Here is a 23,503-nt window from a genome sequence, read left to right on the forward strand (position 1 = left end):
CGGTCAGCTGACCGGCTGGCGCCCACGTTGCTCAGTTTCACCACAATTTTCATTAGGAGAGAACCATGGCTGATTCAGCCCGCGCGGCCCGCCTGGCCAAGCGCGTGCAGGTCCTCATGGCCCAGTCGCTACGCACCGTCATCAAAGATGAGCGCATCGACAACGTGACCGTGACCGACGCACGCGTCACCAACGACCTGCAGCACGCCACCGTGTACTACACGGTGTTCGGCGAGGGTGAGATCAAGGCTGAAATTGCCGAGATCTTGGCTAAGCGAACCGGCGCACTGCGCAAGGAACTTGGACGTAACCTGACCATCCGGTTGACCCCCACCCTGACCTTCGTGGCAGATGAGATTCCAGAGAATGCTTCGCAGCTGGATGAACTGCTGGCCGTGGCCCGGGAAAAGGACGCCGAGGTCGCCTCGCTGCGTGAAGGCAAGTCCTTCGCCGGTGACGCAGATCCATACAAGAAGGACGAAGACGAAGAAGAAGCCTAAAGGCTTGTGAACGTTTAGTCTGAACACCAACGCCTCGGGCGGTGCGCACAGTGTGCGTGCTACCCGGGGCGTTTGTTGGTTTCAGTCGGCGAGCGAATTACCCTCACAGCGAAGCTGAATTTGTTGTTTATGACTAGTCACCTCGGAGGTCCTGGGATAGCGTGGGCTCACACCGTAGGCTCCGATCAAAGGTAAAACTCATGCCAGAATTCACCACGACCCTCGTAGCAGCTAGCGGTAACAACGTGGGAATCGTTGTGCCCGATGACATCGTGTTTGGATTTGGCCGCGGAAAACGCGTCCCGGTGACGGTGCAAATCAATGGGGACTATACCTACCGAAATACCATTGCCTCGATGGCAGGGCAGTTTCTCATCTCTTTCAATTCGGAGACTCGCGAAGCTACTGGCAAAGGTGCGGGAGATGAGATTACGGTGCAGTTGGAGCTTGACGAAGAACCACGCACCGTTGAGGTACCCGAACCGCTGGCCGTGCTGCTATCGGCTGAACCAGAGCTCGCCGATGCCTGGAACAAGCTCTCCTACAGCAAGCAACGCGGCCACGTTGATCTGATCATCACGGCGCGCGGCGAAGATACCCGGACCCGTAGGGTAGAAAAAGTCATCAAGGCGCTGCGCAGCGAATAATTTCCTTTAGTCACGTACAAGTCTGGAGGTGAGTGCCATCAATGCGGCAAGCAATGACCAGCGATGGTTTGAACTACGCCAGGCAGAAGAGGCAGATTTTGAGCCGATTGCCGAACTATGCCGGGCCGGCGGACTGCTTCCCTGGGCGCCAGCATCATTAGCGTCCGGTGAAACCAAGACCGTCCAAGTGGCCGTGCACAATTCACAGATTGTTGGATTAGCCAAGACTCATTGGCATGCACAAGCCGACGGGATTGCTCCGGCAGGACACTATCTTGGAGGCATCATCGTGCATCCGGGCTGGCGACGGCAGGGGATAGGGGCGGAGCTCACGGCCGCACGGCTTCGGTGGATAGGCCAACGCGCCAAGTACGCGTACTACTTCACCAACGAACAGAATCAGGCCTCCAGAGCGCTACACGCGAGCCTCGGGTTTGAACGGCTCGCAGAAGCCGAAGAAATCCATTCAGTGCGCGCAGATGACGGGGCTTCCAAGCTGTTGCTGTTCGAGGCGGAACTTGGTTAGCTAGCGAAAAACACAAGGCGCCTGCCGAACTTTCAAGGGAAAGTTTGGCAGGCGCCTTGTGAAGTGGAACCTAGTTTTTGGAAATCTTGCCCGTCGCTGAGGCTACCGGTAGCAAGAACATTGGCTTCATGAAGATCCAAGCAGCGGTAATAACCGCTACGGAAGCTAAGAAGATCACTAGTCCCCATGCATCGGTCGCATCACGAGAGCTATACATGTGGTTCAGATTCTTTAATGCACCGGTGGTCAGTACCAAGAACACGTGAACCACGATGAATGCCGAGAAGAAGAGCATGACCGGGAAGTGAATCTTGCGTGCCACTTCAACCGGGTAGAACTTATTCAGTGCCTTCGGCTGTGTTGGCCACCAACTGGACATGCGCACGCCGGTCAGGATTGCGAGCGGTGCGGCAATGTAGATCACCAAGAAGTAGGAGACCATCTGCAAGGCGTTGTAGTGGATCCAGCCGTTCTCCACAGGCCAATTGAGCGAAGCGTACTGCAGCGCACCAGAGAGCATATTCGGGAAAATATCCCAACTGGTTGGAACCACGCGCATCCACTGACCGGTGACGGCCAAAAGAATCACGAAGATCACGCCGTTCACTACCCACAACACATCCAAAACCTGGTGGGTCCAGATGCTCAGCGAGTATTTCTTTGGACTATTACCCTTCGGGGAGAACCACGAGTTCGGCTTCGGAGTCCACATAGCCGCCGGACGTTTTTCATGACGCACCTGCAAGCCCGTGCGGATGATCAGCACTATAAAGAACATATTCAGGAAGTGCTGCCAACCGAGCCATCCAGGAATACCCGTGGGCGCCGAGTCAGGCATGGTCGAGTGACCGTCATAGGTGCCAATGAAATCCTGGACCGGGCTAAGTAGGCGCAGGCCACGGGCCGCCAGTACTACTAGCAGGGCCAGTACTACTGCGCCAAGGATGATGACTGCCGGCTTGACCCAAGGCTTCATCTTGATCGACGAAGCATCCTGCTTTGCTGGCGTCGCTGGGGCCTGGGACTCGGAGTCCGTCACTGGAGGCGTGATTTTTGCAGCCGCGGCGGGTGTCTGGGGCGCAAGAACTTCTTCTGCCACCGGTTTGCTTGCCACGGCTTCTTGCGAAGCCTCGGGCTGGTCGGTGGCTGCCGACGCAACGGCTACCGGTTCGGATACCGGTTCTGCGACAGGCTGTCCCTTGAAGGATTCCTCGGCTGCAAGGTCTGCTGAGACAGCCTCAGATCCGGTTGAGCCATCGCGTGGACGCAACGGCGTGTAGCCCTTCATCCGGTTTGCTGGAATCGTCGACGGTACGGAAGCTGGGATTGCAGGTGCCTCGGCAACGGGCGTTGCAGCCACAGCGGTGACTGGTGTGCTTTCCGATTCAACGGATGGGGCCACCTGCGCCTGAACGGCGTCCGGAGCCACATCAGTGGGTGGCTCATCGGTTGGAACCGCTGTTGGAGAGGCGGTAGCCGCGCCGACTGGCGTCGTTGCCGCTACGCTGGCTGCAACCCCGTCGCGCAACCGCAAGGGGGTGTAACCGGCCATACGCTGACGTGTTGACGTAGTCTCCGGGCATGAAACTTCGCTCGCCGCTGCGGCGGGGCTAGCTTCCGCTGGGGTTACCGCTGGAACTACTGGCACAGGTGCTTCAGCTGGCACAGCTTTCTGTTCTGGTGGGGTCACCGCAGCTGGCGTGGCCTGCATTGGTACGGGAGCCTCAATTGGCTCGGCAGTCACCGGTTGCGTCGTGTGTATTTCTTTGGCATTGGCAGGTGCTTCGGGTTGCACACCGCCCTTGGAACGCAGGGGGGTGTAGCCTGCCATCCGTTGCTTGGTCATGATCGTTGAACCTCATCGCGTCGTCGTATCCGGCGGATCTTGCGGGGCCGGAACCTACCTGAGTGGACAATGCCCACGATTATCCTTTGCGGGTACGAATTTCTTCGAGCAACTGCGGAACTATGGTGAACAAGTCGCCCACTACGCCAAAGTCGGCGTGGTCAAAGATTGGGGCGTTTTCGTCCTTATCAATGGCAACAATAGTCTTGGCGGTCTGCATGCCTGCACGGTGCTGAATAGCTCCGGAGATACCCAAGGAAATGTACAGCTCGGGAGAGACAATGACGCCGGTCTGGCCAACCTGCAACTTCGGGGAAACATAGCCCGAATCGACGGCCGCACGCGAGGCGCCAACCGCCGCACCGAAGTGATCTGCGAGCTGTTCGACAATCTCGAACTTCTCGGCCGAGCCCACGCCGCGTCCACCGGAAACGACAATCTTGGCGCTACGCAAGTCTGGGCGGCTGGCATCGGTTTGTACCGACTCAACCGAGCGGATCTGCGCACCTTTAGAAACCTTAGGTAGTGCCGAAGGCTCAATGACGGTGATCTTCGGAGAAGCAACTGCTTCCGCCTTGAGATCGGAGGCACCTGGACGGATGGTAATAATTCGCGGCCCGCCTTCAACGGTGGACTCCGAGGTGACGTCGCCGCCAAAGATTGAGTGCAAAGCGATCGGCTCATCATCTGCCCAACGCACCGATACTGCATCAACGCTTACTGCGCCTTCAACACGGATCGCCAAACGACCTGCAATGGTGCGTCCAATGGCGGTATTGGAGATGAGAACGGCGGCCGGTGAAGTCGTCTTGATGACTGAAGCCAAAGCGGCGACGTCTGCGGAGCCGAGTGCGAGCGCATCTAAATCGATGGGCAGAACCTGTACTTCGGCTGCACCCAGTTCGCCGAGCTTGGTCGCTAGTTGCTGTTCTTGACCGGTGGCACAGACAGCAACCGCTACCGGACTGCCGAACTGAGCTGCCGTGCCAAGCAGGCCTGCGGTGGTGTTTTGAGGTGTTCCATCGGTTGCGACCTGAACGTGGACAACAACCGGCTGATTATTTACTGACATGAGGTGAATTCTCCTGAGCAAGGATAAGTCGTGGGGGACTAAAGATTACGGAAAACTGAGAGGGGGACTTAGATAAAGTGCTTCTCAGCCAAGAAATCGGCCAGCTGCTTTGCTGCCGTTCCGTCATCGGTAATCTTTGGACCGGCCACGCGCTCTGGACGATCTTCTGCGGACACCATCACCGAACGGTAGAAGGCGGACTCTGGTCCCGCTTCGATGCCTAGATCTGCCAGAGTCCAGGTTTCCAACGGCTTGGTTTTCGCTGCGCGGATGCCCTTAAAGTTCGGGAAGCGAGGTTCGGCCGATTTCTCGGTAACGGAAACTACCGCAGGATAAGCCACGCTGAGCTTCATGGTTGCCTCGGAAAGCTGGCTTGAACCTGTCACCTCGGTTGCGCTGATCTCAAGCTCATCTGCGTAGGGCAGGAACGGGCGGTCCATTAGTTCGGCGATCATCGCCGGAACCATGCCACCCTTGCCGTCGGTGGATTCATTTCCAGCCAGGACAAGATCAACGTCGAGTTTTTCAAGGGCAGCGGCTAAAACTCGGGCGGTAGAGATCATGTCTGAGCCGGCGAGCGCCGGGTCAGAGATGTGCACCGCTGAATGTGCCCCCATGGACAGTAACCGACGTAGTGCAAGGGCTGCTTTGTCCCCGCCCATGGCTACCGCAATCACCTCGACCTCGCCAAGTGCTTTTTCGGCTTGCAAAGCCACCTCGCATGCACGCTCACAGATCTCGTCGGCAACGAGATCCGCTGCTTCGCGATCGAGCATTCCGGTTTGCAGGTCCAAGCGACGGCTCGACCACGTATCGGGTACCTGTTTGGTCAGGACGGCGATTTTCACGCTGGTCTCCTTCTGAGGGGGTTCTGGTGATTGCCAAACAATTCGGAGATTATCCGTTGTTCTGGCGCAACGCTTCAAATGAAATTTTCTCGAATGGTGGGTGCAATTAAGCAACGTCACCGACTAGGAAAAACTCTACATGTCTATTTGGCTCTCGTGGGGTGGGGCTCACATAGAAGATGAATTTCAGTAGCAAACACGCAGGTTACACGACATTTGTCAGGTTTAGACGTACCTTTTCTTAATCTAGTCAGATCAACACATCCTGTGATCTGTGGACGAACTTCACCCCCGGGGCCTGAAAATCAGGCGAAGCATCGAGAAAGTCCAGACTCCGCCACATTTCTCTGAGCGATTAGAGTGAGGCCATGACTTTTGAAGCTGTCAGATCGGCCTACGGTGCCAGAGCTTTGGAATACGCTGACGCGGTTGGCGGGCTAGAGCATATCGCGGATGAAGATCTAAGTCTGGTTCAGGGGTGGGCCCGCAAGGTCAAGGGAAAAATACTTGATGTGGGAAGTGGCCCGGGGCAATGGACACAGTTTCTTACGGGATCCGGAAATGATATCGAAGGCATTGAACCGGTGCCGGAATTCCTGTCAATCGCCAAGCAGACTTACCCGGACGTGAAGTTTCGGCCAGGTCGAGCCGAAGCGCTGGATGTGCCAGCGCAAAGCTTAGGCGGGGTGTTGGCTTGGTATTCGCTGATTCATACCGATCCCGAACAGCTCAAGACGCCACTGGCTGAATTTGCGCGGTGTATTCGGCCAGGCGGTGGTTTGGCCCTCGGGTTTTTTACTGGCCCCGAGCTAGTCTCGTTTGATCATGCTGTTACTACTGCCTATAGCTGGCCTATGGAACTATTTGTTTCCCGGGTCGAGGACGCAGGCTTCGCGGTGAGCGATACAGTGCAACGCGCCATTAGCCCTACGCGTACTCATGGCGCGTTGTTGGCGACTCGATGTTCCAATATCAATAGGTGAAAGCGGTTGTGCCGACGAGGTTCGTTCGGAACCTGTGACGTCTTACATTGGCAATTATTGGTTTCTCAGCACCATGTGCGCTCGTGATCGTAGCAAGTACTAGTAACTGAAAGGTAAAGCGCACCAATGACCGATTTTGAGCCAGTGCACGGGATACTCGATGTGAGTGACGAGCAGAGTATCTATTGGGAACAATGGGGAAACCCCGACGGCTTGCCCGCCTTGTTTATTCATGGAGGTCCTGGTGGAACGCTGGGCAAAAGTGGCTATCGTCATCGTTTCGACTTGGACAGAACAAGAGTTATTGGCTTTGAACAACGTGGTTGCGGCCGTTCAAAGCCGCACGCTTCGGTAGCTGATACTTCCCTGAGCTCAAATACGCTAGAGCGGCTCATTGACGACATCGAACGGCTGCGCGAATCGATGAGGATTGATACGTGGATCCTCAATGGTGTCTCGTGGGGTTCCACGCTAGCTCTTGCCTACGCCCAGGCTCACCCCGAGCGGGTGCGTGGCATCGTCTTATTTGCGGTGACTACAACCAGCCAGGACGAAATTCGATGGATTACCGAGGGCGTGGGGAAGATTTTTCCTGAAGCGTGGGAACGACTTGCCTCATATGCGGAAAATAATGTCACCGGATATAAGCGTGGGTCGAGGCGCTTAATCGAGGCATACAGGCAACTGATGAACTCTGAAGATATTAAAATCCGTAATGAAGCTTCTAAGGAATGGGCCTTGTGGGAAGATACTCACGTCTCCATAGGGACTGATGGATTCGTTCGCGACGCTCGGTGGGACAACGAGGCATTTCGACTTGCCTTTGTCCGGCTAACCACGCACTACTGGTCAATAGTTGCTACAGACGAGTCCGAGATCCTTAAACGCATGAATCGGATTCAGCACATACCGGCAACTTTGATTCACGGACGCCGAGATATTTCTAGCCCAGCTGCAACTGCGTGGAAACTGCACCGGTTATGGCCGAACAGCACACTCATTATTGATGAAGGTGACCGGCATGGAGGCGCAAGCATGGTTGAGCACTGGACTGCAGCGAACGCCAGGCTTAGCACCGAAAGCTAGGTTGCTGCCCTCTCGGCGAATCGACAGTTTGCTGAATGGTGGGTGCCTATCTACAAAAATAGGTCTTGCACGGACTGTCAAGAAAGAGTAGATGAGATTCTCAAGAACCGTGTGGCACTTTCTTGTACATCTTGCTGATCAATGGTGCAAAAAGTAGATACAGCACGACCGCCACGGCTGCACTCGTCAGGGCCAAAGTGTAGGTGTCCATCACCAAATTGAAAAGCAATACCAGCACTGCAAAAGTCAGTAGGGACTGCAGAGTCTCGATTCCCCATTTGCCCGCGCCCTTAAAAGAGTGAAGAACAATTCGGTCGGTAATCTCACCGGAGAGCATTACAACCAGTGTGAATCCAATAGTTAGTATCGGAACCCAACCCCACAGCCCAGCTTTGAGTTCACCTAGCACGGGCAGTGCCAGTGGAGTCAAGAAACCAAGTGCTACGGGCAGACCCGCAAACAACACACATCCCAACAAGAAAAGAACGAAGATGAGCAATTCGTGTGGTTTTGGTTTGTTGTCTTGCAAATTGTCCTAGGAAGTTGTCGGGGAAATCGGGTTATCCGAACCTATCTACTTGAGAAACTCTGGTCAAGGCGGAGCCTAAATAGTCAGTGAACAGAGCTTACTTCGAAATTACTGGATGCTTTCTGGGGGATCGGGCAATGGGATGCTTCCAAAATCAACGCGACAACTGCATGACACGCATCACCGCAGGCACCGTCTATATAACGCCTATACTGGTAGGCGTGAGTAAAGCCGGGCAGAATACTGAAGAGCAGGCCTCAGGCCTCGTATTAGTCGACAAAGACCAGGGAATGACCTCCCATGATGTAGTGGGTCGCATCCGCCGTCTCGCGGGAACCCGCAAGGTGGGCCATGCTGGCACCCTTGATCCGATGGCCACCGGTGTGCTGGTGATCGGGGTTAACAAAGCCACACGCTTACTCACCTATATCGTGGGACACGACAAGACTTACACCGCCACCATCCGTCTGGGACAGAACACCGTCACCGACGACGCCGAAGGTGACATCATCTCTGAGCGCATCGCCGCTGCGGTAACAGATGAAGATATTGAACGCGAGATCTCGAAGCTTCGCGGAGATATCGAACAAATCCCGAGCCAGGTTTCCGCCATCAAGGTAGACGGTAAGCGTTCCTACGCCCGCGTTCGCGCTGGTGAGCAGGTAGAGCTGAAGGCACGCCCGGTGACCATTTCACGCTTTGACATCCACAAGATCCGCCGCGAAGTTGGTGGCAAGGTGCTAGATGTTGACGTAACAGTTTCTTGCACCTCAGGAACCTACATTCGTGCTCTGGCCCGAGACCTCGGCGAAGCGCTCCACGTCGGTGGGCACCTCACTGCATTGCGCCGCACCGAAGTGGGTCCATACTCCATCGAAAAATCTAAGCGACTTGAAGAGCTCGCCGAAGAGTTCGAGGTACTTCCCTTGGAAAAAGCAGCCGGAGCACTTTTTGCTAACCGCCAGCTGACCGAAGAAGAAGCATCAGAGCTGTCCTTCGGGCGAACCATCACCGCATCTAAGAACGTTATGGATGAACCGGCAGATGACCTCGTCGCGGCTTTCGCGCCAGATGGTGCATTGGTTGCCCTCATTGCCGATAAGGGCGAAAAAGCCCGAGGGCAAATAGTCTTCACCGGAAAGCAGTAACTCACTTTTATTTGAGACTTTCAGAAAGGCTCAGCCTTGTTCGTCCTTAACGGCTTTTTCATTGCCGGCACAATTATTTGTGCGCTCGCCGTACTGCTTGGCCTTATCGCTACCGTCATTCGGCGATACCCGGATGATTGGGCGTTAGTAGCCACCGCTGGTACCGAGTTATTTCTGATTGTTTATGCGGTAGCCGCCGGCATACGTCAGGTCGGGGGAGAAATGGTCCTCGGTGAGCCTTGGGAATTCTGGGGTTATCTACTGACCGCATTGATCATGCCACCCATTGCTTTCTTCTGGGCGGTTAGCGACAAGAGTCGTTGGGCCAATACCGTCTTAGCTGTTTCGGGAGCCATCACCTTTGTGATGCTGTTCCGTATGGAACAAATCTGGCATGTAGGAGTAATCGCATGAGCGAAAAACCACGCAATTCACGTATCGTTCAAGCCGCACAGGCTCGCGGCGTAAATAAGGCTCCCCGCCCCGGGCGTACCTCCGGGTTAGGTCGCATTATTATTGCGGTTTACGGGGTGCTGGCGCTATCGGCGACCGTCCGAGCGCTGTATCAAATGTTCTTTCGTGACTTCTCTGAAGCACCGCTAGCGTACACACTGTCATTGTTGTCTGGGCTGGTTTATATCTTGGCCACGTTCACCCTGGCTTCGAAGAAGCCGGGAGCTTGGAAGGTTTCGGTATTTGCCGTCAGCTTTGAACTTCTTGGTGTACTTGTAGTCGGCTTGCTGTCCTTCACCATGCCAGCTCATTTTGGTCACGACTCCGTATGGAGCTACTTTGGCAAGGGCTACGGTTACATTCCGTTGTTGCTACCGATAGTCGGCCTGTGGTGGCTCTTCCGTAATCGTAATGAGCGTCACGCCTAAAGACGTGCAAGAATTACCTCGGTAAACAATTTAACTTTCGTTGCAGAGTCAAAAGGAGCAAAGTGCACTATTGGAAGGGCCTCGACTCAGTCCCCGCGGACATGGCTCCCACTGTTGTCACCATCGGCAACTTCGACGGCGTCCATCTGGGGCACTGCGAAGTCCTCGACTCGGCAGTCACGCAGGCTAAAAAACGTTCGGCTAAATCGGTTGCCATCTCCTTCGATCCACACCCGGCGCAGGTGCACCGCCCGGGTTCTGCACCTGAACTCATCATGGGGATCGAAGACCGCGTCGACACACTGGCCAGTGTTGGCTTAGACGCCACACTGATGATTCACTACACACTTGAATTTGCGGACCAGAGCGCCGAAGAATTCGTGCGTTCAATCATTGTGGAGAAGCTCAATGCCGTAGCCGTGGTGGTTGGCCACGACGTACGTTTCGGCAAAGACAACTCCGGCGATTTTGACTACATGTGTGAGCTTGGAACCAAATACGGTTTTGAAGTGATCGGTGTACAAGATGTGGGTGACAAACGACGCTTGTCTTCCACCTGGGTTCGTGAAGAACTCGCTGCCGGCAAGGTAGAAGCCGCCGCGGCAATTCTTGGTCGTCCGCATCGGATGCGTGGCGAAGTCGTGCACGGCGCTGCACGGGGACGCGAGCTCGGTTTCCCTACCGCTAACCTTGCTCCGGACGCAGCCGGGATTATCCCTGCCGATGGGGTCTACGCCGGATGGGTTATTGACGAGGCCGGCGTGCGCTGGCCAGCTGCAATCTCCGTCGGCTCCAACCCAACATTCGAGGGTGTATCTCGCGTGGTTGAATCCCACGTCATTGACCGCCCCGAAGAAGGTTTTGAAGACTTTGACCTTTACGGTCAGCAGATCGTCGTGGAGTTCACCGCGCACCTGCGCCCGATGGTTGCCTACCGCGGTATCGAAGCACTGATTGAGCAGATGAATGATGACGTGGTGCAGGCGCGAAGCGTATTGGCCACCGAGTCACACTAGGTTATGCCAGAAATTCCTGCACTACCTAAGCGTGCATTCACCATGAAGGCCGAGCGTCGCACTGATCTAGCTTCCGCGTATGAAGCAGGAGCCAAAGACTACGACAGCATTCGTCCCGCTTACCCGCGCGAAGCACTCGAGTTCTCTTTGGCCGGACGTACGGCCAAACTGGCCATCGATATAGGCTGCGGTTCGGGGATTTTCACCGCCCAACTAATCGAAGCAGGGCTTGTGGTTTGGGCAGTGGACCCATCAGCCGATATGTTGAGCGTACTCAAAGAACGCACTCCCCAAGTGCACACCGTATGCGCTTCGGGGGAGTCGACCGGGTTACCCGAAGATAGTGCAGATCTAATCACCTACGCTCAAGCTTGGCACTGGGTGGATCCGCCGCTTGCTAGCGCCGAGGCCGCACGTTTGCTTCATGATGAGGGCTCGTTGGTGTTGCTCTGGAATCAATTAGACGTTCAGGTCCCTTGGGTTCACCGGCTAGCACGCATCATGCATGCCGGCGATGTGCACCGCCCGGAGCTGGCTCCGCCGCTAGGCAAAGACTTCAGCACCCCAGAATCCGGGGTTTGGCATTGGTTCATGAAATTAGACCTTCACGGAATCTTGGAGCTGACTCGTTCGCGAAGCTACTATCGGCGTTCTAAAGAAGAAACCCGGACCAAGGTGGAAAACAATCTTCGCTGGTATTGGTGTGAACACTTGGGCTACGCGGCCGAACAAATTGTTGAAGTGCCCTATCTCACCCATGCTTGGAGGGCGCGCCGACGGGTACGTCGGTGATATGATTGACGATGGTTCACGCTGCAGTCCGCGGTTGCGAAGAACCACCGTGAACGCTCCGGCGTACACACTGACTTATTAACGCGGTCCAACTCCAGGAGTTTGTTATGGCATTAGATGCCGCAGTAAAGAATGAAATCATCAAGGCTTACGCCACCCACGAGGGTGACACCGGTTCGCCTGAGGTTCAGGTTGCAGTCATGTCCCGTCGTATCAAGGACCTGACCGAGCACCTGAAAGAGCACAAGCATGACCACCACACCCGCCGTGGCCTGATGGCTCTGGTTGGTCGTCGTCGTCGTATGCTCGGCTACCTCAAGAACACCGACATCGAGCGCTACCGTGCGCTGATCGAGCGTTTGGGCCTACGCAAGTAGTCTCACGCTTCGGTGTGAAAATCCCCGTTTCCCTTCATTGGGAGACGGGGATTTTTTGGGTCTAATGGACAAAACTGGTGCAACGCTATGGGCATAGGAACTGCGCATTACGCAGATTCTGGAAGCGGGCGCAAATATTATCTGCCTTCCTCGAATGACAAATAATTCTGCTGTGTGAAATTCTACTTTCGTTTTTATCTGAATTGAGGTTAGGCTGAAGGAGATTTCAGTACCTACAAGGAGAGCGAGTAGTCATGAGCGCGACTGTTCTGCAACGTCATTTGTTCGGCCCTGGTCCATGTAACCCTTACCCAGAAGCAACTGCCGCACTGGGTTTGCCATTGCTGGGACACTTGGACCCTGAATTCATCGCACGCATGGATCGTGTGGGCGATGGACTACGCACCTTGTGGGGAACCAAGAACTCCCGCACCCTGCCGCTCAGTGCTACCGGTTCGGCAGGCATGGAAGCCGCCTTCGTTAACACCATCAACCCAGGCGACGTCGCGGTTATTGCGATCAACGGACTGTTCGGCGAGCGCATGTGCGAGGTTGCCTCGCGAGTCGGTGCAGAAATCGTTCGGGTGGATCACGAATACGGAACTCCAATCGACGCCGAGCGCGTTGCCGCGGCGCACCCGAACCCAACCGTTATTGCCGGCGTGCACGCCGAAACCAGCACGGGCGTAGTTTCAGACATTGCGGCGCTGGGAGCCATCAAGGGTGACGCGCTGCTGATCACTGACGCTGTGACTTCCATTGGTGGTATGCCAGTGTTGGCCGACGAGTGGGGCATTGACATTGGTTATGCCGGAACACAGAAATGCATTGGTGTGGCCCCGGGGCTTGCACCATTCACCATTTCGGACCGTGCCTTCGAACGTCGTGTGCAGAAACCACAATCCTGGTACTTAGATCTTGGACTACTCGGCGGTTACACCACCGGTACTACCGGTGGTGGACGAACCTATCACCACACTGCACCAGTGGCCATGGTGGCTTCGCTTGAAGCCGGTATCGATCGAATTCTCGCCGAAGGATTGGATGCGGTTACCAAGCGGCACCAAGAAGCGGGCAAATCATTGCAGGACGGTATCGAAGCGATGGGCTTGGAGCTGTTTGCAGCCGAGGGTTACCGCCTGCCACAGCTGACTACAGTGAAGGTTCCCGAAGGTGTGGACTCGGCGAAGGTCCGCGCTTACTTGCTGGAGCGTTTCAACATCGAAATCGGTGGTGGCGTTGGACAGTATGCGAACACCGTATGGCGTATCGGTCTGATGGGACCAAACGCTAACCCTTCCTCGGTGGCGCTGATCCTTGCTTCGCTGAAGGAAGCTATTAACAAGGCCTAGGCAGGCAAGGAAGTAGTTTCTAGAGGTCGTGGCGAGTACCTATGTATTAGGCCGCCACGGCCTCTAGACTCGTTTCATGAGTAGTGTTCTTACCCTTCACAAAATATTGACCCTTCGAATTGAGTTGGTCGGCTCAGAACCAGTAATTTGGCGCAGACTTGAGATCGAAGACAGCGTTGCACTTGACGAAGTCGGGTTAGCGGTGCAAATTGCTATGGGGTGGGAACATGCTCATCTGCAGGCTTTTACGAACCTCAGTCCATACACTGAACTCGGTTCGAAGTCGGCCATCAAATGGTATGACGAACAGATGCGCGCTGAGAGCGGCGACGGAGAGTCTTTAGAAGACACCACACTAGGTCAGGCTCTGCGGGTCGCAAATGACGAACTCTATTTTGAATACGATTTTGGTGATGACTGGATCCATCGAATCACTGTTGAGTCTCGACGCGAGACGAAGCCTGAAGACTCTAAATATAGAGTTCTGGAAGGTCAGTTGCGCGCTCCTTTGGAAGACAGTGGGGGACTTGGCGGCTGGTCTAACAAGCTAGAGATATATCGCTCCACAGAACGTAGCGACGAAGACGAAGACACCGTGGATTGGATGGAGTGGAGAGGGGGACCCTGGAAAGCGTTTGATCCAGATACCTTCGATATCGATTTTGCTAACGCGCGCCTGAAACTTCTTGCTAACGGTTTCACCGGCGCTAACGCGGCCGGGCAATGGACCGCCCGATTTCACGAGGGAATTCGGCAGTATTTGTCCTTAGTATTCGCGCATTGCCACATTGGACTCGAGCCTACCGGCGAACAAATTCCGGAATGGTTTGTTGAGCTTCTCCAGCCTTTTACTGCCCTGGTTGAAATGTGCACGGATCAAGGTATCACCCTGACCAAAGCCGGTTGGATGCCCCCAGCAATGATTGCCGAGTTGATGACTCATTGCGAATTGAACGGGATCGATTACGAACGAGGCAAGGTGAAACGGGAAGTTGATCTGCCCACCATTTCAATCATGCGCGACGTAGTTATTAAGCTTCGATTGATCCGAAAGTACAAGGGTAAACTCATCGCTACAAAGCTTGGCTCTTCGCTGCTCCAAGATCCACTGGCGATGGTTCGCTATATCCTCAATGAACTGCGCTCTGTGGTAACGAAGGACGTAGAAGTTGATGCGACATTTTCGGAGTGGGTACTCTGCGCCGGTGGCTATAACTTGGACAGATATACGAAAGCTACAACGGAGGCGAAAGAGTTCGTTCATGTATCTGAGGTTCTTAAAAACTTTGGCTACTGGGACCCAAACCTTCGAGCCCCTATTTCCACAGACAGCTATATCCCTACAACGGAACTGTGGCATGTGATCGGACGAATCATGGACTTCAAGTACTCGAACGCCGATAATCGTCAGGCGATTTACGACAAGCGTCAGGAAATTTCGCGATTCATTCTGGAAGCCTAATTCCTCTTGTATGCAATGCTTTCATGTTGCGGCAAGTTTACTTGGGTACTGAGATATGTAGAGGATCATTCCAGTAGTTGATTGAACCTTGTAGTTAAATTTCCGTTCTTTCGGTTCAACTGAAAATAGTTTGTCATGTTTCAGGATATTCTCCTTGGTTAACGATAGCCTCGAACAGATCAGTCGCATCCCCAAGAGAAAGAGGATTGAACATTGAAAGCACTATTCGATTTTGGTTTCCGCAAATTTGTCACGCCGTCCATCATCAAGATTGTCTACATCCTGATCATGATCATGTTGGCAGTGGGCTACATCAGTTTCACGGTCTTGGCCTTCACCGAGAGCGTCATGTTTGGCATCTTGGTGCTACTCATTCTTGGCCCACTATTTACGCTGATTTACCTCGCGTTGGCACGTGCAAGCTTGGAATCGCTTATCGCGCAGATCCGAACTGCAGAGAACACCTCTGAGCTTGTGCGTTTGGCGGGTGGCACTCCTCCGAGTGAACAGCAATTCGGCGAAGTCCCTCCACACCCAGCCGGACCAACGAACCCACAGGTTCGCCCCGCGGCTCAGGCGGATCCGACACGTCCGGTGAATCGTCAGAATCCAGAAGGTGGCCAAACCCCACCTGAGAACCCTTACAAGCAATAGTGGTAAGCGGTATTTAGCAATAAAATGCTGAAGCCGGGTGTGCAAGAGAATCTCTTGCACACCCGGCTTCAGTTTTAATTATCCCTACCAGGTGCCGTCGGCCTTCACTGAGAGGACCGGACAACCTGCCTGCATCAGGATGCGTTGCGCGGTGCTACCCATGATGAATTTTCCTACCGTGGTTCGTTTTCGCAAACCAATCACGATGAGTTGGGCTCGTTGTGCTTGGGCAACTCGTAATACCTCGTCTGCAGCATCGTGACCTTGTGCGGAGCGTTCGATCCAGAAATCTAACCCCGCCGAGGTAAGCCGTTCTTCGAGGAGGTGAAATTCTCGGGCATCGATCAGACGATCATCAACTAGTGCATCACCTTTGGAGGAGTTCACCACCACAAGCTTTACCTTCGCACGTTGCGCTTCGACGATTGCCTGCTCTAACGCTGCTTCTCCTTGTGGAGTGGGCAGATATCCAACAACAACTGTCATGGCTTGTCCTTTCCATCCAGATCATCTTCGGTCGAATGGCGTCCGCTCGATGGCTGCCGAGAATCGACTTTGTCCAGTTCGTCTTCGCTGATCATTCCACCTGCTGCGAGGCCTGCGGTGAGCTCTGAAGAGCCACCACGTGATTTGCGAAGGATCGAAAGAACCAATGGGACGAGCAACAGAATGGCAATAATGATGTACACCGTGACTGCTACTGGTTCGCTCCACAGACCTGAAATCTCACCGGCACTGAGCTGGAATGATTTACGTAGTTGCTGCTCGGCCATTGGGCCAATAATCACACCGAGGATCAGTGGAAGAATCGGCAGACCGAAACGGCGAAGTGCAAAGCCGAGAATACCGATCAACAGCAATAGCCATAGGTCTGCGGTCTGCATGTTGACAGAGAACGCGCCCAAGGTGGCGAAGAACAAGATTCCTGCGTACAAGAATGGACGCGGGATTTTCAACAGCTTGGCCCAGACTGGCGCCAAAGGCAGGTTGATCAGCAGTAGCAAGGTGTTGCCAATAAACAGGCTGGCAATCAGTGTCCAAACCAAGGCCGGCTCATTTTCAAAGAGCAACGGACCTGGCTGAATACCCTTCATGGTTAAGAAGGCCAGCATCACCGCAGCAGTAGCGTTGGTTGGTAGACCAAGTGCAAGCATCGGAGTGAGCGTACCGGCAGCTGAAGCGTTGTTGGCAGCTTCAGGACCTGCAACTCCTTCGATAGCACCATGACCGAATTCTTCAGGATGCTTTGAAAGCTTCTTTTCCGTCACGTAGGACAAGAAGGTGGGTACCTCTGCGCCACCGGCAGGAAGTGCGCCGAATGGGAATCCATACGCGGTACCGCGCAGCCAAGGCTTCCACGAACGCTTCCAGTCTTCCTTGCCCATCCAAGGACGGCCTACTGGAATGGTGCGTGATGGATTGCTACGTAGATGAGCGGCAATCCAGAGTGCCTCGCCAATGGCAAAAATAGCTACGGCGACCACTACGATGTCTAAACCATCAACTAAAGGCGCAAAGCCGAAAGTCAGACGGCTCTGTCCGGAAACCGGATCCATGCCAACCAAACCAATGGCCAGACCAAGACCCAGGGCAGCGAAACCACGGATTTTTGAGGAACCGAGCACTGCGGTCACGGTAATCAATGCGAGGACCATGATGGCGAAGTAACTTGGTGCGCCAAGGCTAACTGCAAACTTCACCACGATCGGTGCGAAACCGACCAACAGCGCGGTGCCGATGGTGCCTGCAACGAATGACCCAATGGCGGCGGTAGCTAGCGCTTGGGCTGCGCGACCGTTCTTGGCCATCTTGTGGCCCTCTATGGCGGTGATCACCGTTGAAGACTCACCCGGAGTGTTGAGCAGGATCGAGGTGGTCGAGCCACCGTACATGCCACCGTAGTAAATACCGGCAAACATGATCAGGGCACTGGAAGTTTCCATGCCGTAGGTGACAGGAAGCAACAGCGCAACTGCCATAGCCGGGCCAATACCTGGCAAGACACCCACCGCGGTACCGAGGATCACGCCAACGAGCGCGAACAACAAGTTGATAGGTGTTAGTGCTGAGGCGAAGCCATCCATGAGGAGACTAAGAGTTTCCATTTACAGCACCCCCGAGAGAATTCCGGCTGGAAGTTTGATTCCCAAACCTAGATAGAAGCCGTAGAACGTACCAAAAGCCATAGCTATGGAGATCAGGGCCGTCAGTACATATCGGCGACTTCCCAATGCCACTGCTGAGCCAAAGAACAAGATCGTTCCCGAGATAACCCAGCCGGCGGTGTTGATCAATAAAATATTGATCACAAATGCTGCCAGCAGTGGGAGAAGAACCTTCCAGTCTGAGGGCTGGCTCAGATCAACGTCTTCGCCTTCTTCGCCCTCCGCCAGGTTTCCGCGGAGAACGGTGATGGCCAGGGCAATAGATGACAGAACCAGAATCCCAGAGACCGCGTAGGGCAGAGCCTTAGGGCCCACCACATCGGCTTGGGAGTACGTCACATGAAGTTGCGACGCATCAACGAACACAATGATTCCCACCAGAAAAAGAAACGCGGCGAACAGGAGTTCGACGCGCTTCTTCTTCACTGTGGTTACTTCGCTCACGCCAGACCCAGGGTCTTGAGTACGTTTGCTACGCGCTCATCCTGCTCGGTAAGGAATGCTGAGAAATCGTCACCGGTCATGAACGCATCGGTCCAACCGTTGGTCTTCAATGCTTCCTTCCACTCCGCGGACTCGTGCATCTTGGTGATGGCGTCGGTCCACTTCGCCTTATCAGCATCTGAGATCTCCGGTGGGGCTACTAGTCCGCGCCAGTTGGAGAAGATTAGATCAATGTTGGATTCCTTCAGAGTTGGAGAATCCACACCTTCGAGACGCTTGTCGCCACTGGTAGCCAGCACGCGAACCGAGCCCTCTTCGATCTGCTGCATGTATTCGCCAGCGCCGGAGGCTGCGAATGCGAGCTTGTTGCCCAAGATGGCTGGAAGAAGATCGCCACCGCCGTCGTAGGAAACGAAGTTCACCTGCTTAGGATCGATGCCCACTGCTTCTGCTAGCTGCATTGGCAACAGGTGATCCGGACCGCCTGGTGAGGAGCCGCCACCGACCGAGAGCTTTCCTGGATCTTTCTTCCAGGCAGCTACTAGGTCATCAATGGTCTTGTATGGGGAATCCTTGGAGACCATGATGGCGCCTGGCTCTTCGATGAGCTTGGCAATCGGGGTGGTCTCGGTGAGTTTGGCATCTGATTCATTGGTGTAGCTAGCGCCCACTACGCCAAGCCCCATCAACATGGCCAGATCTCCATTGCCCTTTTCATTGACCAGTCGTGCAAGACCTACGGTGCCGCCAGCACCGGCAAGGTTGAAGACTTCCAGGTTTGCTGCGATGTCAGCATCGTCCATGACCTTGGCCGCCACACGAGCGGTGGTGTCGTAACCGCCGCCGGGAGTATTAGGAACCATGATGCGCAGATCCTTCAGCGGGCCGCTCTCGGCGCTGGGGGAAGTGCTGGAATCGGAGTCGGAACCGGAGCTTGTGACGCCACAGCCGGTTAGGGCCAGCGCTGCTGCAGCGGCAACTGCTGCCATGACACGCATGGATTTGAAGGTTTTCATTGATTCAGCCTCTTTGCTTTCATCGGGTGCGAATAGTTCAACCCTAAGTGCAAGAGTGAAGCAGGTCACTCTTGCGTACGCAAAGAAAATACTGTTCATTGTGTAACCAAAAAACGTGATCTGCTTCATGTAAATTGTCGGTAAAGTTGCCAGTTGCATGGGTGCACCCGTGACAATGAAATGTTCGGTGATAACAAAACGGTAGGCAAGAGGTGGGGCAGTGCGGGCGATCAAGGCATGGTTCGGCAAAATGTTTCCCAATCGAATCTCGCTGGCAGCGCAGTACCTCGTCCTACAGCTGCTGATCATTGCCGTGGTACTTACCGGTGTCGTAGTGGTTTCCACAACTCAAGCAACAAATAATTTTGAGCAAGAAGAAGGTAGACGCAGTCTTGCAGCAGCAGAATCACTGGCCGCTAATCCACTGATGCGCATCATGCTTCCGGGCGCCGAACCAGAAATGGGCTCAGCGCTGCCAGCCATGGCGGAATCGGTACGAAGCACCTCTGGACTGCAATTCGTCACCGTTGCTGACCCGCAAGGCGAAGTGATCACCTCTAGTTTCCCTGACGATGTAGGAACCTCAATTCTTCATCCGCAATCTCAGGTAATAGAAGGTCGAGGGTGGACCGGAGATATCTGGCGCAACGGAAATCATGTGCTGATCGCACAAGTTCCGGTTCTAGACGATGAGGGGATAATGGTGGGCATTGTCAGTGCCGGACAAAAATATCCTTCAACGCAAGCGGTGATCCGCGAGATCGCACCCAGCGCCCTATTTACGCTCTTGGTGTCCGTGCTTTTGGGAACGGTCGGCTCCGTACTTCTCTCCAGACGAGTTAAACGTCAAACTCGTGGCATGGAACCTCGGGAAATCTCAGAACTCTTTGAGCACCGCGAAGCCCTGCTACACGGGGTCAAAGAAGGAATCGTCTCCGTTTCCCCCGACCAACGAGTGATGCTGGCCAACGACATTGCTATTGAACTACTGCAGCTACCCAATGACTGTGTAGGCCAAACACTGGAACAGCTAAAGGTCGCACCGCAGGTGACCCGTGCACTAACCACCAAGCAGAATCACCCCGATCGTCAATTCCTCGTGGCCGAGAAAGTCCTTGTCTTCAATCGAATGCCGGTGGCTGTCGCCGGACGCGACCTCGGATCGGTCACCACCTTTCGTGACCGAACCGAGCTAACTCTCCTAGAACAAGAATTAGGCGACAGTAAGGCAACCTCGGACATGTTGCGGGCACAGACCCACGAATTTGCCAACCAGCTACATGCCATCTCGGGGCTGATCCAGCTAGGTGAATATGATGAAGTAGTGGGTTTCATTGATGGGGTGAGCTTCAGCCGAAGCAAACTATTTGAAGATGTTGCGGCCAGGATCAACGAGCCGACCATTGCTGCGCTATTGATCGCCAAGGCCAGTGTGGCGACGGAACGGGGGATCAAGCTAAGCGTCGCCGAGAATTCACATCTTGGACGTAATGATGAGCAACTAGCACGAGACCTCACCACGGTCATCGGCAACCTCGTAGATAACGCGATGGATGCGGTATCAGCAGTGACTCAACCGCACATCGAGCTACGCATCGAAGAATCCGAAACCCACGTAATCGTTCAGGTAAGCGATAATGGATCCGGGATAGATGACGCGGCAATCAATGAGATCTTTACTCAAGGATTCTCAACCAAAGACACCACAGTATCCGGCGGAAGAGGTTTTGGACTGGCGCTAACCAGGCTAGTCTGCCGGCGGCGCGCAGGGGACGTGCAAGCCATCAACGCTGGTGGCGCGCAATTCACCGCCACACTCAGGAAGTAGGAAACAACTCGTGATCAAAGTACTGGTGATTGATGATGACTTCATGGTCGCCAAGGTTCACTCCGGGTTCGTCAACAACGAGCCAGGATTCTCCGTGGTGGGAGTAGCTCACTCGGCCAAAGACGCACTAATAGCAGCCACTGCGTTGTCACCGGACCTCGTCTTGCTCGATATCCACCTGCCAGACATGAACGGCCTAGACCTGTTGCAACGCTTGCGCGACATTCAGCCAGACCTCGACGTTCTAGTCATCAGCGCGGCACGCGAAATGGACACCGTGCGACGGGCGCTGCGTGGCGGAATCGTGCACTACCTGATGAAGCCGTTCTCCCGCGAAGACCTACATGAACGACTCGAACATTATCTGAAAACATATCAGCCATTGCATCAAGCCGATCAAGAACTGCAACAAGCAGACGTCAATCGGCTCTTTGGACTCAGCGGACAAAATCGCCGTCCACTGCCCAAGGGATGCAGCGCCGAGACTATGACACTGGTAGAAAACATCGTCAAAGAGGCGGTACAACCCATTTCCGCCACAGAAACTGCAGAAAAACTCGGCACCTCACGGGTGAGCGCTCGCCGGTATCTGGAGTACCTGGCCGATGAAAATCTGGCACAGGTCAATCTGCGTTATGGAGGAGTAGGCCGGCCTGAACGCCGGTACTCGTGGAGTAACTAGCCATTAAACACGTCATCAGGGCTAAAGCAGGCTCGGTGTATCTGAGGCGAATAAAGTTCTAGACATGGCTGTGGCCTTGCACTAGGTACTCGGTGCAAGGCCACTATGCGGTCAAGGCTAAAGCTGCAAGGTCAAGATTTAGCTATGCCTTGCTCGACTTGGAGTGCTCGTTGGAGGCGAGATCTTCGAGTTTTTCTCGCGGGGCAGCGGAAACGTAGCGTTCCATGCTGTCATCCAGTTCGCTGAGCCATGGAGTGTGGTGCTTGTCTGCCATCGTACCGGTCATCACTGAACGATAAACCTTGTCGCGGTAGGTCAGGATATTTTTCTTCTTATCCGTTTTCCAAGCCATAAAGGTTCGGGTGACCTCATCCAAATCAAACATCGGGTAGTCCGTCAGTTCAATGAGATCTCGTATGTAGTCGGCCTGGAATTTCACTTCGTCTTCTGCTGTTTCGATAGCGTTAAAACGTTCAAGCCATGCATCGATGCTTTCGCGTTGTTCGCTCGGCGAAGGGATGGTTAGCTCACCCAAAATTAGATCGCGAACGTACCAAGCCTGGGCATCAAACATATTAAAGGTGAACCACTGATCTTGAGCACCAAGGTAGTACAGGCTGTCGTTGTTTTCAGAAACAACACCGCGGTACAAAGTATCCGGGTAAACGTTGTTTGGTGAATCCAATGCCAGGTCAGAGGGCAAGAATGGATAGTGGTGCAAGTATCCGGTGCACAGGATGACCGTATCAAATGAGCGGGACATGCCGTTGCTGAAGTACGCGGTTGAACCTTCGAAGCGGTCAATGAGGGGGAGTTCCTCAATGCCTTCTGGCCAGTCGAACCCCATAGGACCTGAGCGGTAGCTATACGTGACTGAGCGTGCGCCCATTTTGAATGATTGGACACCAATGTCTTCAGCCGAATAACTTGCTCCGATCAGCAGAACATCTTTATCTGCTAAGCGTTCAGCTCCGCGGAAATCGTGGGCATGCATAAGCTCGCCAGGGAACGTTTCAATGCCCTTAAAATCTGGGACGTTAGGGAAACTGAAGTGTCCGGAGCCCACAATGACGTGATCGAATTCGGAAGTTTCCGTTTGCCCGGTCTTGAGATCTTCGGTGGTGACAGTAAATAGGTTGGTGCTCTCGTCAAAATCAACCCAACGCACCACAGTAGCGAAGCGAACGTGCTTTTTAACATCGGACTTCTCGGCGCGACCATTGATGTAATCCCACAGCACTGCACGTGGTGGGTAGGAAGAAATTGGGCGGCCAAAATGCTCATCAAATGTGTACTCGGCGAATTCTAGGGCTTCTTTGGGGCCGTTAGACCAAAGGTTGCGGTACATGCTCGAATGTACTGGTTCGCCGTACTTGTCGATGCCGCTACGCCAGTTGTAATTCCACTGGCCTCCCCAGTCGTCTTGCTTTTCAAAGCAGACGATCTCAGGGATCTCTCGCCCGGATTTCTTGGCAGAATCGAATGCCCGCAGCTGGGCAATGCCGCTGGGTCCTGCTCCAATGATGGCGACGCGTTGAGTCAAACGTACCTCTCCGGCTATCTAAGCCTTATATCAGTTGCGCGCCGAGAATCGAACCAACAATCGAGTTCGTCAGCGTCGCGCAATTCAACAAAAATGCTCTAAACCA

25 protein-coding genes are annotated in these 23,503 nt (G+C 54.3%); 16 read left to right on the forward strand and 9 right to left on the reverse strand.

Translation table 11 applies throughout. From position 1 onward, the window contains the following. Positions 1 to 65 precede the first annotated feature (65 nt). The 3 genes from rbfA (at position 66) to ACX5K5_RS04625 (ending at position 1,673) form a co-directional block, all read left to right on the forward strand. Positions 66 to 500 (forward strand): 30S ribosome-binding factor RbfA, encoded by a 435-nt coding sequence (gene rbfA, locus ACX5K5_RS04615; RefSeq protein ID WP_188684743.1) that lies wholly within the window; start codon positions 66 to 68, stop codon positions 498 to 500. Between the two features lie 200 nt (positions 501 to 700). Further along, complete coding sequence (locus ACX5K5_RS04620; RefSeq protein WP_459175098.1) at positions 701 to 1,147, forward strand: YdeI/OmpD-associated family protein; 447 nt, start codon at positions 701 to 703, stop codon at positions 1,145 to 1,147. Between the two features lie 28 nt (positions 1,148 to 1,175). After that, positions 1,176 to 1,673 (forward strand): GNAT family N-acetyltransferase, encoded by a 498-nt coding sequence (locus tag ACX5K5_RS04625; protein ID WP_459175099.1) that lies wholly within the window; start codon positions 1,176 to 1,178, stop codon positions 1,671 to 1,673. Positions 1,674 to 1,743: 70 nt separating this feature from the next. Here ACX5K5_RS04625 and ACX5K5_RS04630 read toward each other — a convergent pair whose 3' ends face one another. From ACX5K5_RS04630 to ACX5K5_RS04640, 3 genes are all read right to left on the reverse strand, one after another. Then, complete coding sequence (locus ACX5K5_RS04630; protein ID WP_459175100.1) at positions 1,744 to 3,519, reverse strand: cytochrome b/b6 domain-containing protein; 1,776 nt, start codon at positions 3,517 to 3,519, stop codon at positions 1,744 to 1,746. Positions 3,520 to 3,598: 79 nt separating this feature from the next. Further along, positions 3,599 to 4,591: an electron transfer flavoprotein subunit alpha/FixB family protein gene (locus tag ACX5K5_RS04635; RefSeq protein WP_096257854.1), complete on the reverse strand. Its 993-nt coding sequence runs from the start codon at positions 4,589 to 4,591 to the stop codon at positions 3,599 to 3,601. 68 nt (positions 4,592 to 4,659) lie between these two features. Then, positions 4,660 to 5,439 carry an electron transfer flavoprotein subunit beta/FixA family protein gene (locus ACX5K5_RS04640; protein WP_188684747.1) on the reverse strand — a complete coding sequence of 260 codons (780 nt, stop codon included), beginning with the start codon at positions 5,437 to 5,439 and terminating at the stop codon, positions 4,660 to 4,662. 368 nt (positions 5,440 to 5,807) lie between these two features. Between ACX5K5_RS04640 and ACX5K5_RS04645 the strand changes: the two genes are divergently transcribed. Next, the gene (locus tag ACX5K5_RS04645; RefSeq protein WP_188684749.1) at positions 5,808 to 6,422 is read left to right on the forward strand and encodes a class I SAM-dependent methyltransferase; all 615 of its coding nucleotides are present in this window, start codon (positions 5,808 to 5,810) and stop codon (positions 6,420 to 6,422) included. A 126-nt stretch (positions 6,423 to 6,548) separates the two neighbouring features. Beyond that, positions 6,549 to 7,508: an alpha/beta fold hydrolase gene (locus tag ACX5K5_RS04650; RefSeq protein WP_459175101.1), complete on the forward strand. Its 960-nt coding sequence runs from the start codon at positions 6,549 to 6,551 to the stop codon at positions 7,506 to 7,508. Between the two features lie 100 nt (positions 7,509 to 7,608). Here ACX5K5_RS04650 and ACX5K5_RS04655 read toward each other — a convergent pair whose 3' ends face one another. Continuing rightward, a complete protein-coding gene (locus tag ACX5K5_RS04655; protein WP_188684752.1) occupies positions 7,609 to 7,938 on the reverse strand; it encodes a hypothetical protein in 330 nt (109 codons plus the stop codon). A gap of 389 nt (positions 7,939 to 8,327) precedes the next feature. On the opposite strand from ACX5K5_RS04655, the gene truB reads away from it, so the two are divergent. The 9 genes from truB to ACX5K5_RS04700 all read left to right on the forward strand — a co-directional run bounded on the left by truB (position 8,328) and on the right by ACX5K5_RS04700 (position 15,719). After that, positions 8,328 to 9,185, forward strand: a complete 858-nt coding sequence (gene truB, locus ACX5K5_RS04660) for a tRNA pseudouridine(55) synthase TruB (RefSeq protein WP_229677060.1) — start codon at positions 8,328 to 8,330, stop codon at positions 9,183 to 9,185. Between the two features lie 36 nt (positions 9,186 to 9,221). Beyond that, the gene (locus ACX5K5_RS04665) at positions 9,222 to 9,599 is read left to right on the forward strand and encodes a hypothetical protein (protein ID WP_188684754.1); all 378 of its coding nucleotides are present in this window, start codon (positions 9,222 to 9,224) and stop codon (positions 9,597 to 9,599) included. Further along, a complete protein-coding gene (locus tag ACX5K5_RS04670; RefSeq protein WP_170947951.1) occupies positions 9,596 to 10,066 on the forward strand; it encodes a hypothetical protein in 471 nt (156 codons plus the stop codon). Before ACX5K5_RS04665 ends, ACX5K5_RS04670 begins: the two co-directional genes overlap by 4 nt. 62 nt (positions 10,067 to 10,128) lie before the next feature. Next, positions 10,129 to 11,082, forward strand: a complete 954-nt coding sequence (locus ACX5K5_RS04675) for a bifunctional riboflavin kinase/FAD synthetase (RefSeq protein WP_459175102.1) — start codon at positions 10,129 to 10,131, stop codon at positions 11,080 to 11,082. 3 nt (positions 11,083 to 11,085) lie between these two features. Further along, positions 11,086 to 11,874 carry a class I SAM-dependent methyltransferase gene (locus ACX5K5_RS04680; protein WP_346059646.1) on the forward strand — a complete coding sequence of 263 codons (789 nt, stop codon included), beginning with the start codon at positions 11,086 to 11,088 and terminating at the stop codon, positions 11,872 to 11,874. Between the two features lie 107 nt (positions 11,875 to 11,981). Continuing rightward, a complete protein-coding gene (gene rpsO, locus ACX5K5_RS04685; protein ID WP_096257846.1) occupies positions 11,982 to 12,251 on the forward strand; it encodes a 30S ribosomal protein S15 in 270 nt (89 codons plus the stop codon). Between the two features lie 254 nt (positions 12,252 to 12,505). Beyond that, positions 12,506 to 13,603, forward strand: a complete 1,098-nt coding sequence (locus tag ACX5K5_RS04690) for a pyridoxal-phosphate-dependent aminotransferase family protein (RefSeq protein WP_096257845.1) — start codon at positions 12,506 to 12,508, stop codon at positions 13,601 to 13,603. A 76-nt stretch (positions 13,604 to 13,679) separates the two neighbouring features. Next, the gene (locus ACX5K5_RS04695) at positions 13,680 to 15,065 is read left to right on the forward strand and encodes a plasmid pRiA4b ORF-3 family protein (RefSeq protein ID WP_459175103.1); all 1,386 of its coding nucleotides are present in this window, start codon (positions 13,680 to 13,682) and stop codon (positions 15,063 to 15,065) included. Positions 15,066 to 15,278: 213 nt separating this feature from the next. Next, positions 15,279 to 15,719 (forward strand): DUF4282 domain-containing protein, encoded by a 441-nt coding sequence (locus ACX5K5_RS04700; protein ID WP_096257838.1) that lies wholly within the window; start codon positions 15,279 to 15,281, stop codon positions 15,717 to 15,719. Positions 15,720 to 15,803: 84 nt separating this feature from the next. Here the strand turns inward: ACX5K5_RS04700 and ACX5K5_RS04705 are convergent, their stop codons facing one another. Genes ACX5K5_RS04705 through ACX5K5_RS04720 form a run of 4 tightly spaced genes read right to left on the reverse strand, consistent with a single transcriptional unit; the run spans position 15,804 to position 19,344 of the window. Further along, entirely contained in the window at positions 15,804 to 16,205 is a 402-nt protein-coding gene (locus tag ACX5K5_RS04705) for a universal stress protein (RefSeq protein WP_443458620.1), read from the reverse strand. Further along, on the reverse strand, positions 16,202 to 17,824 hold the full coding sequence (locus ACX5K5_RS04710; protein ID WP_443458619.1) for a tripartite tricarboxylate transporter permease: 1,623 nt from the start codon (positions 17,822 to 17,824) through the stop codon (positions 16,202 to 16,204). Before ACX5K5_RS04710 ends, ACX5K5_RS04705 begins: the two co-directional genes overlap by 4 nt. Next, the gene (locus ACX5K5_RS04715; protein WP_096257836.1) at positions 17,825 to 18,328 is read right to left on the reverse strand and encodes a tripartite tricarboxylate transporter TctB family protein; all 504 of its coding nucleotides are present in this window, start codon (positions 18,326 to 18,328) and stop codon (positions 17,825 to 17,827) included. Continuing rightward, positions 18,325 to 19,344 carry a Bug family tripartite tricarboxylate transporter substrate binding protein gene (locus ACX5K5_RS04720; RefSeq protein ID WP_346059651.1) on the reverse strand — a complete coding sequence of 340 codons (1,020 nt, stop codon included), beginning with the start codon at positions 19,342 to 19,344 and terminating at the stop codon, positions 18,325 to 18,327. Before ACX5K5_RS04720 ends, ACX5K5_RS04715 begins: the two co-directional genes overlap by 4 nt. 250 nt (positions 19,345 to 19,594) lie before the next feature. On the opposite strand from ACX5K5_RS04720, the gene ACX5K5_RS04725 reads away from it, so the two are divergent. Both ACX5K5_RS04725 and ACX5K5_RS04730 read left to right on the forward strand, forming a co-directional pair. Then, positions 19,595 to 21,172 carry a sensor histidine kinase gene (locus ACX5K5_RS04725; protein WP_229677052.1) on the forward strand — a complete coding sequence of 526 codons (1,578 nt, stop codon included), beginning with the start codon at positions 19,595 to 19,597 and terminating at the stop codon, positions 21,170 to 21,172. A 10-nt stretch (positions 21,173 to 21,182) separates the two neighbouring features. Further along, positions 21,183 to 21,854: a response regulator gene (locus ACX5K5_RS04730; RefSeq protein WP_096257835.1), complete on the forward strand. Its 672-nt coding sequence runs from the start codon at positions 21,183 to 21,185 to the stop codon at positions 21,852 to 21,854. 142 nt (positions 21,855 to 21,996) lie between these two features. Here the strand turns inward: ACX5K5_RS04730 and ACX5K5_RS04735 are convergent, their stop codons facing one another. Then, on the reverse strand, positions 21,997 to 23,397 hold the full coding sequence (locus ACX5K5_RS04735) for a trimethylamine monooxygenase (protein WP_096257834.1): 1,401 nt from the start codon (positions 23,395 to 23,397) through the stop codon (positions 21,997 to 21,999). Positions 23,398 to 23,503: the final 106 nt, after the last annotated feature.

The organism is Glutamicibacter bergerei, from assembly GCF_054495185.1.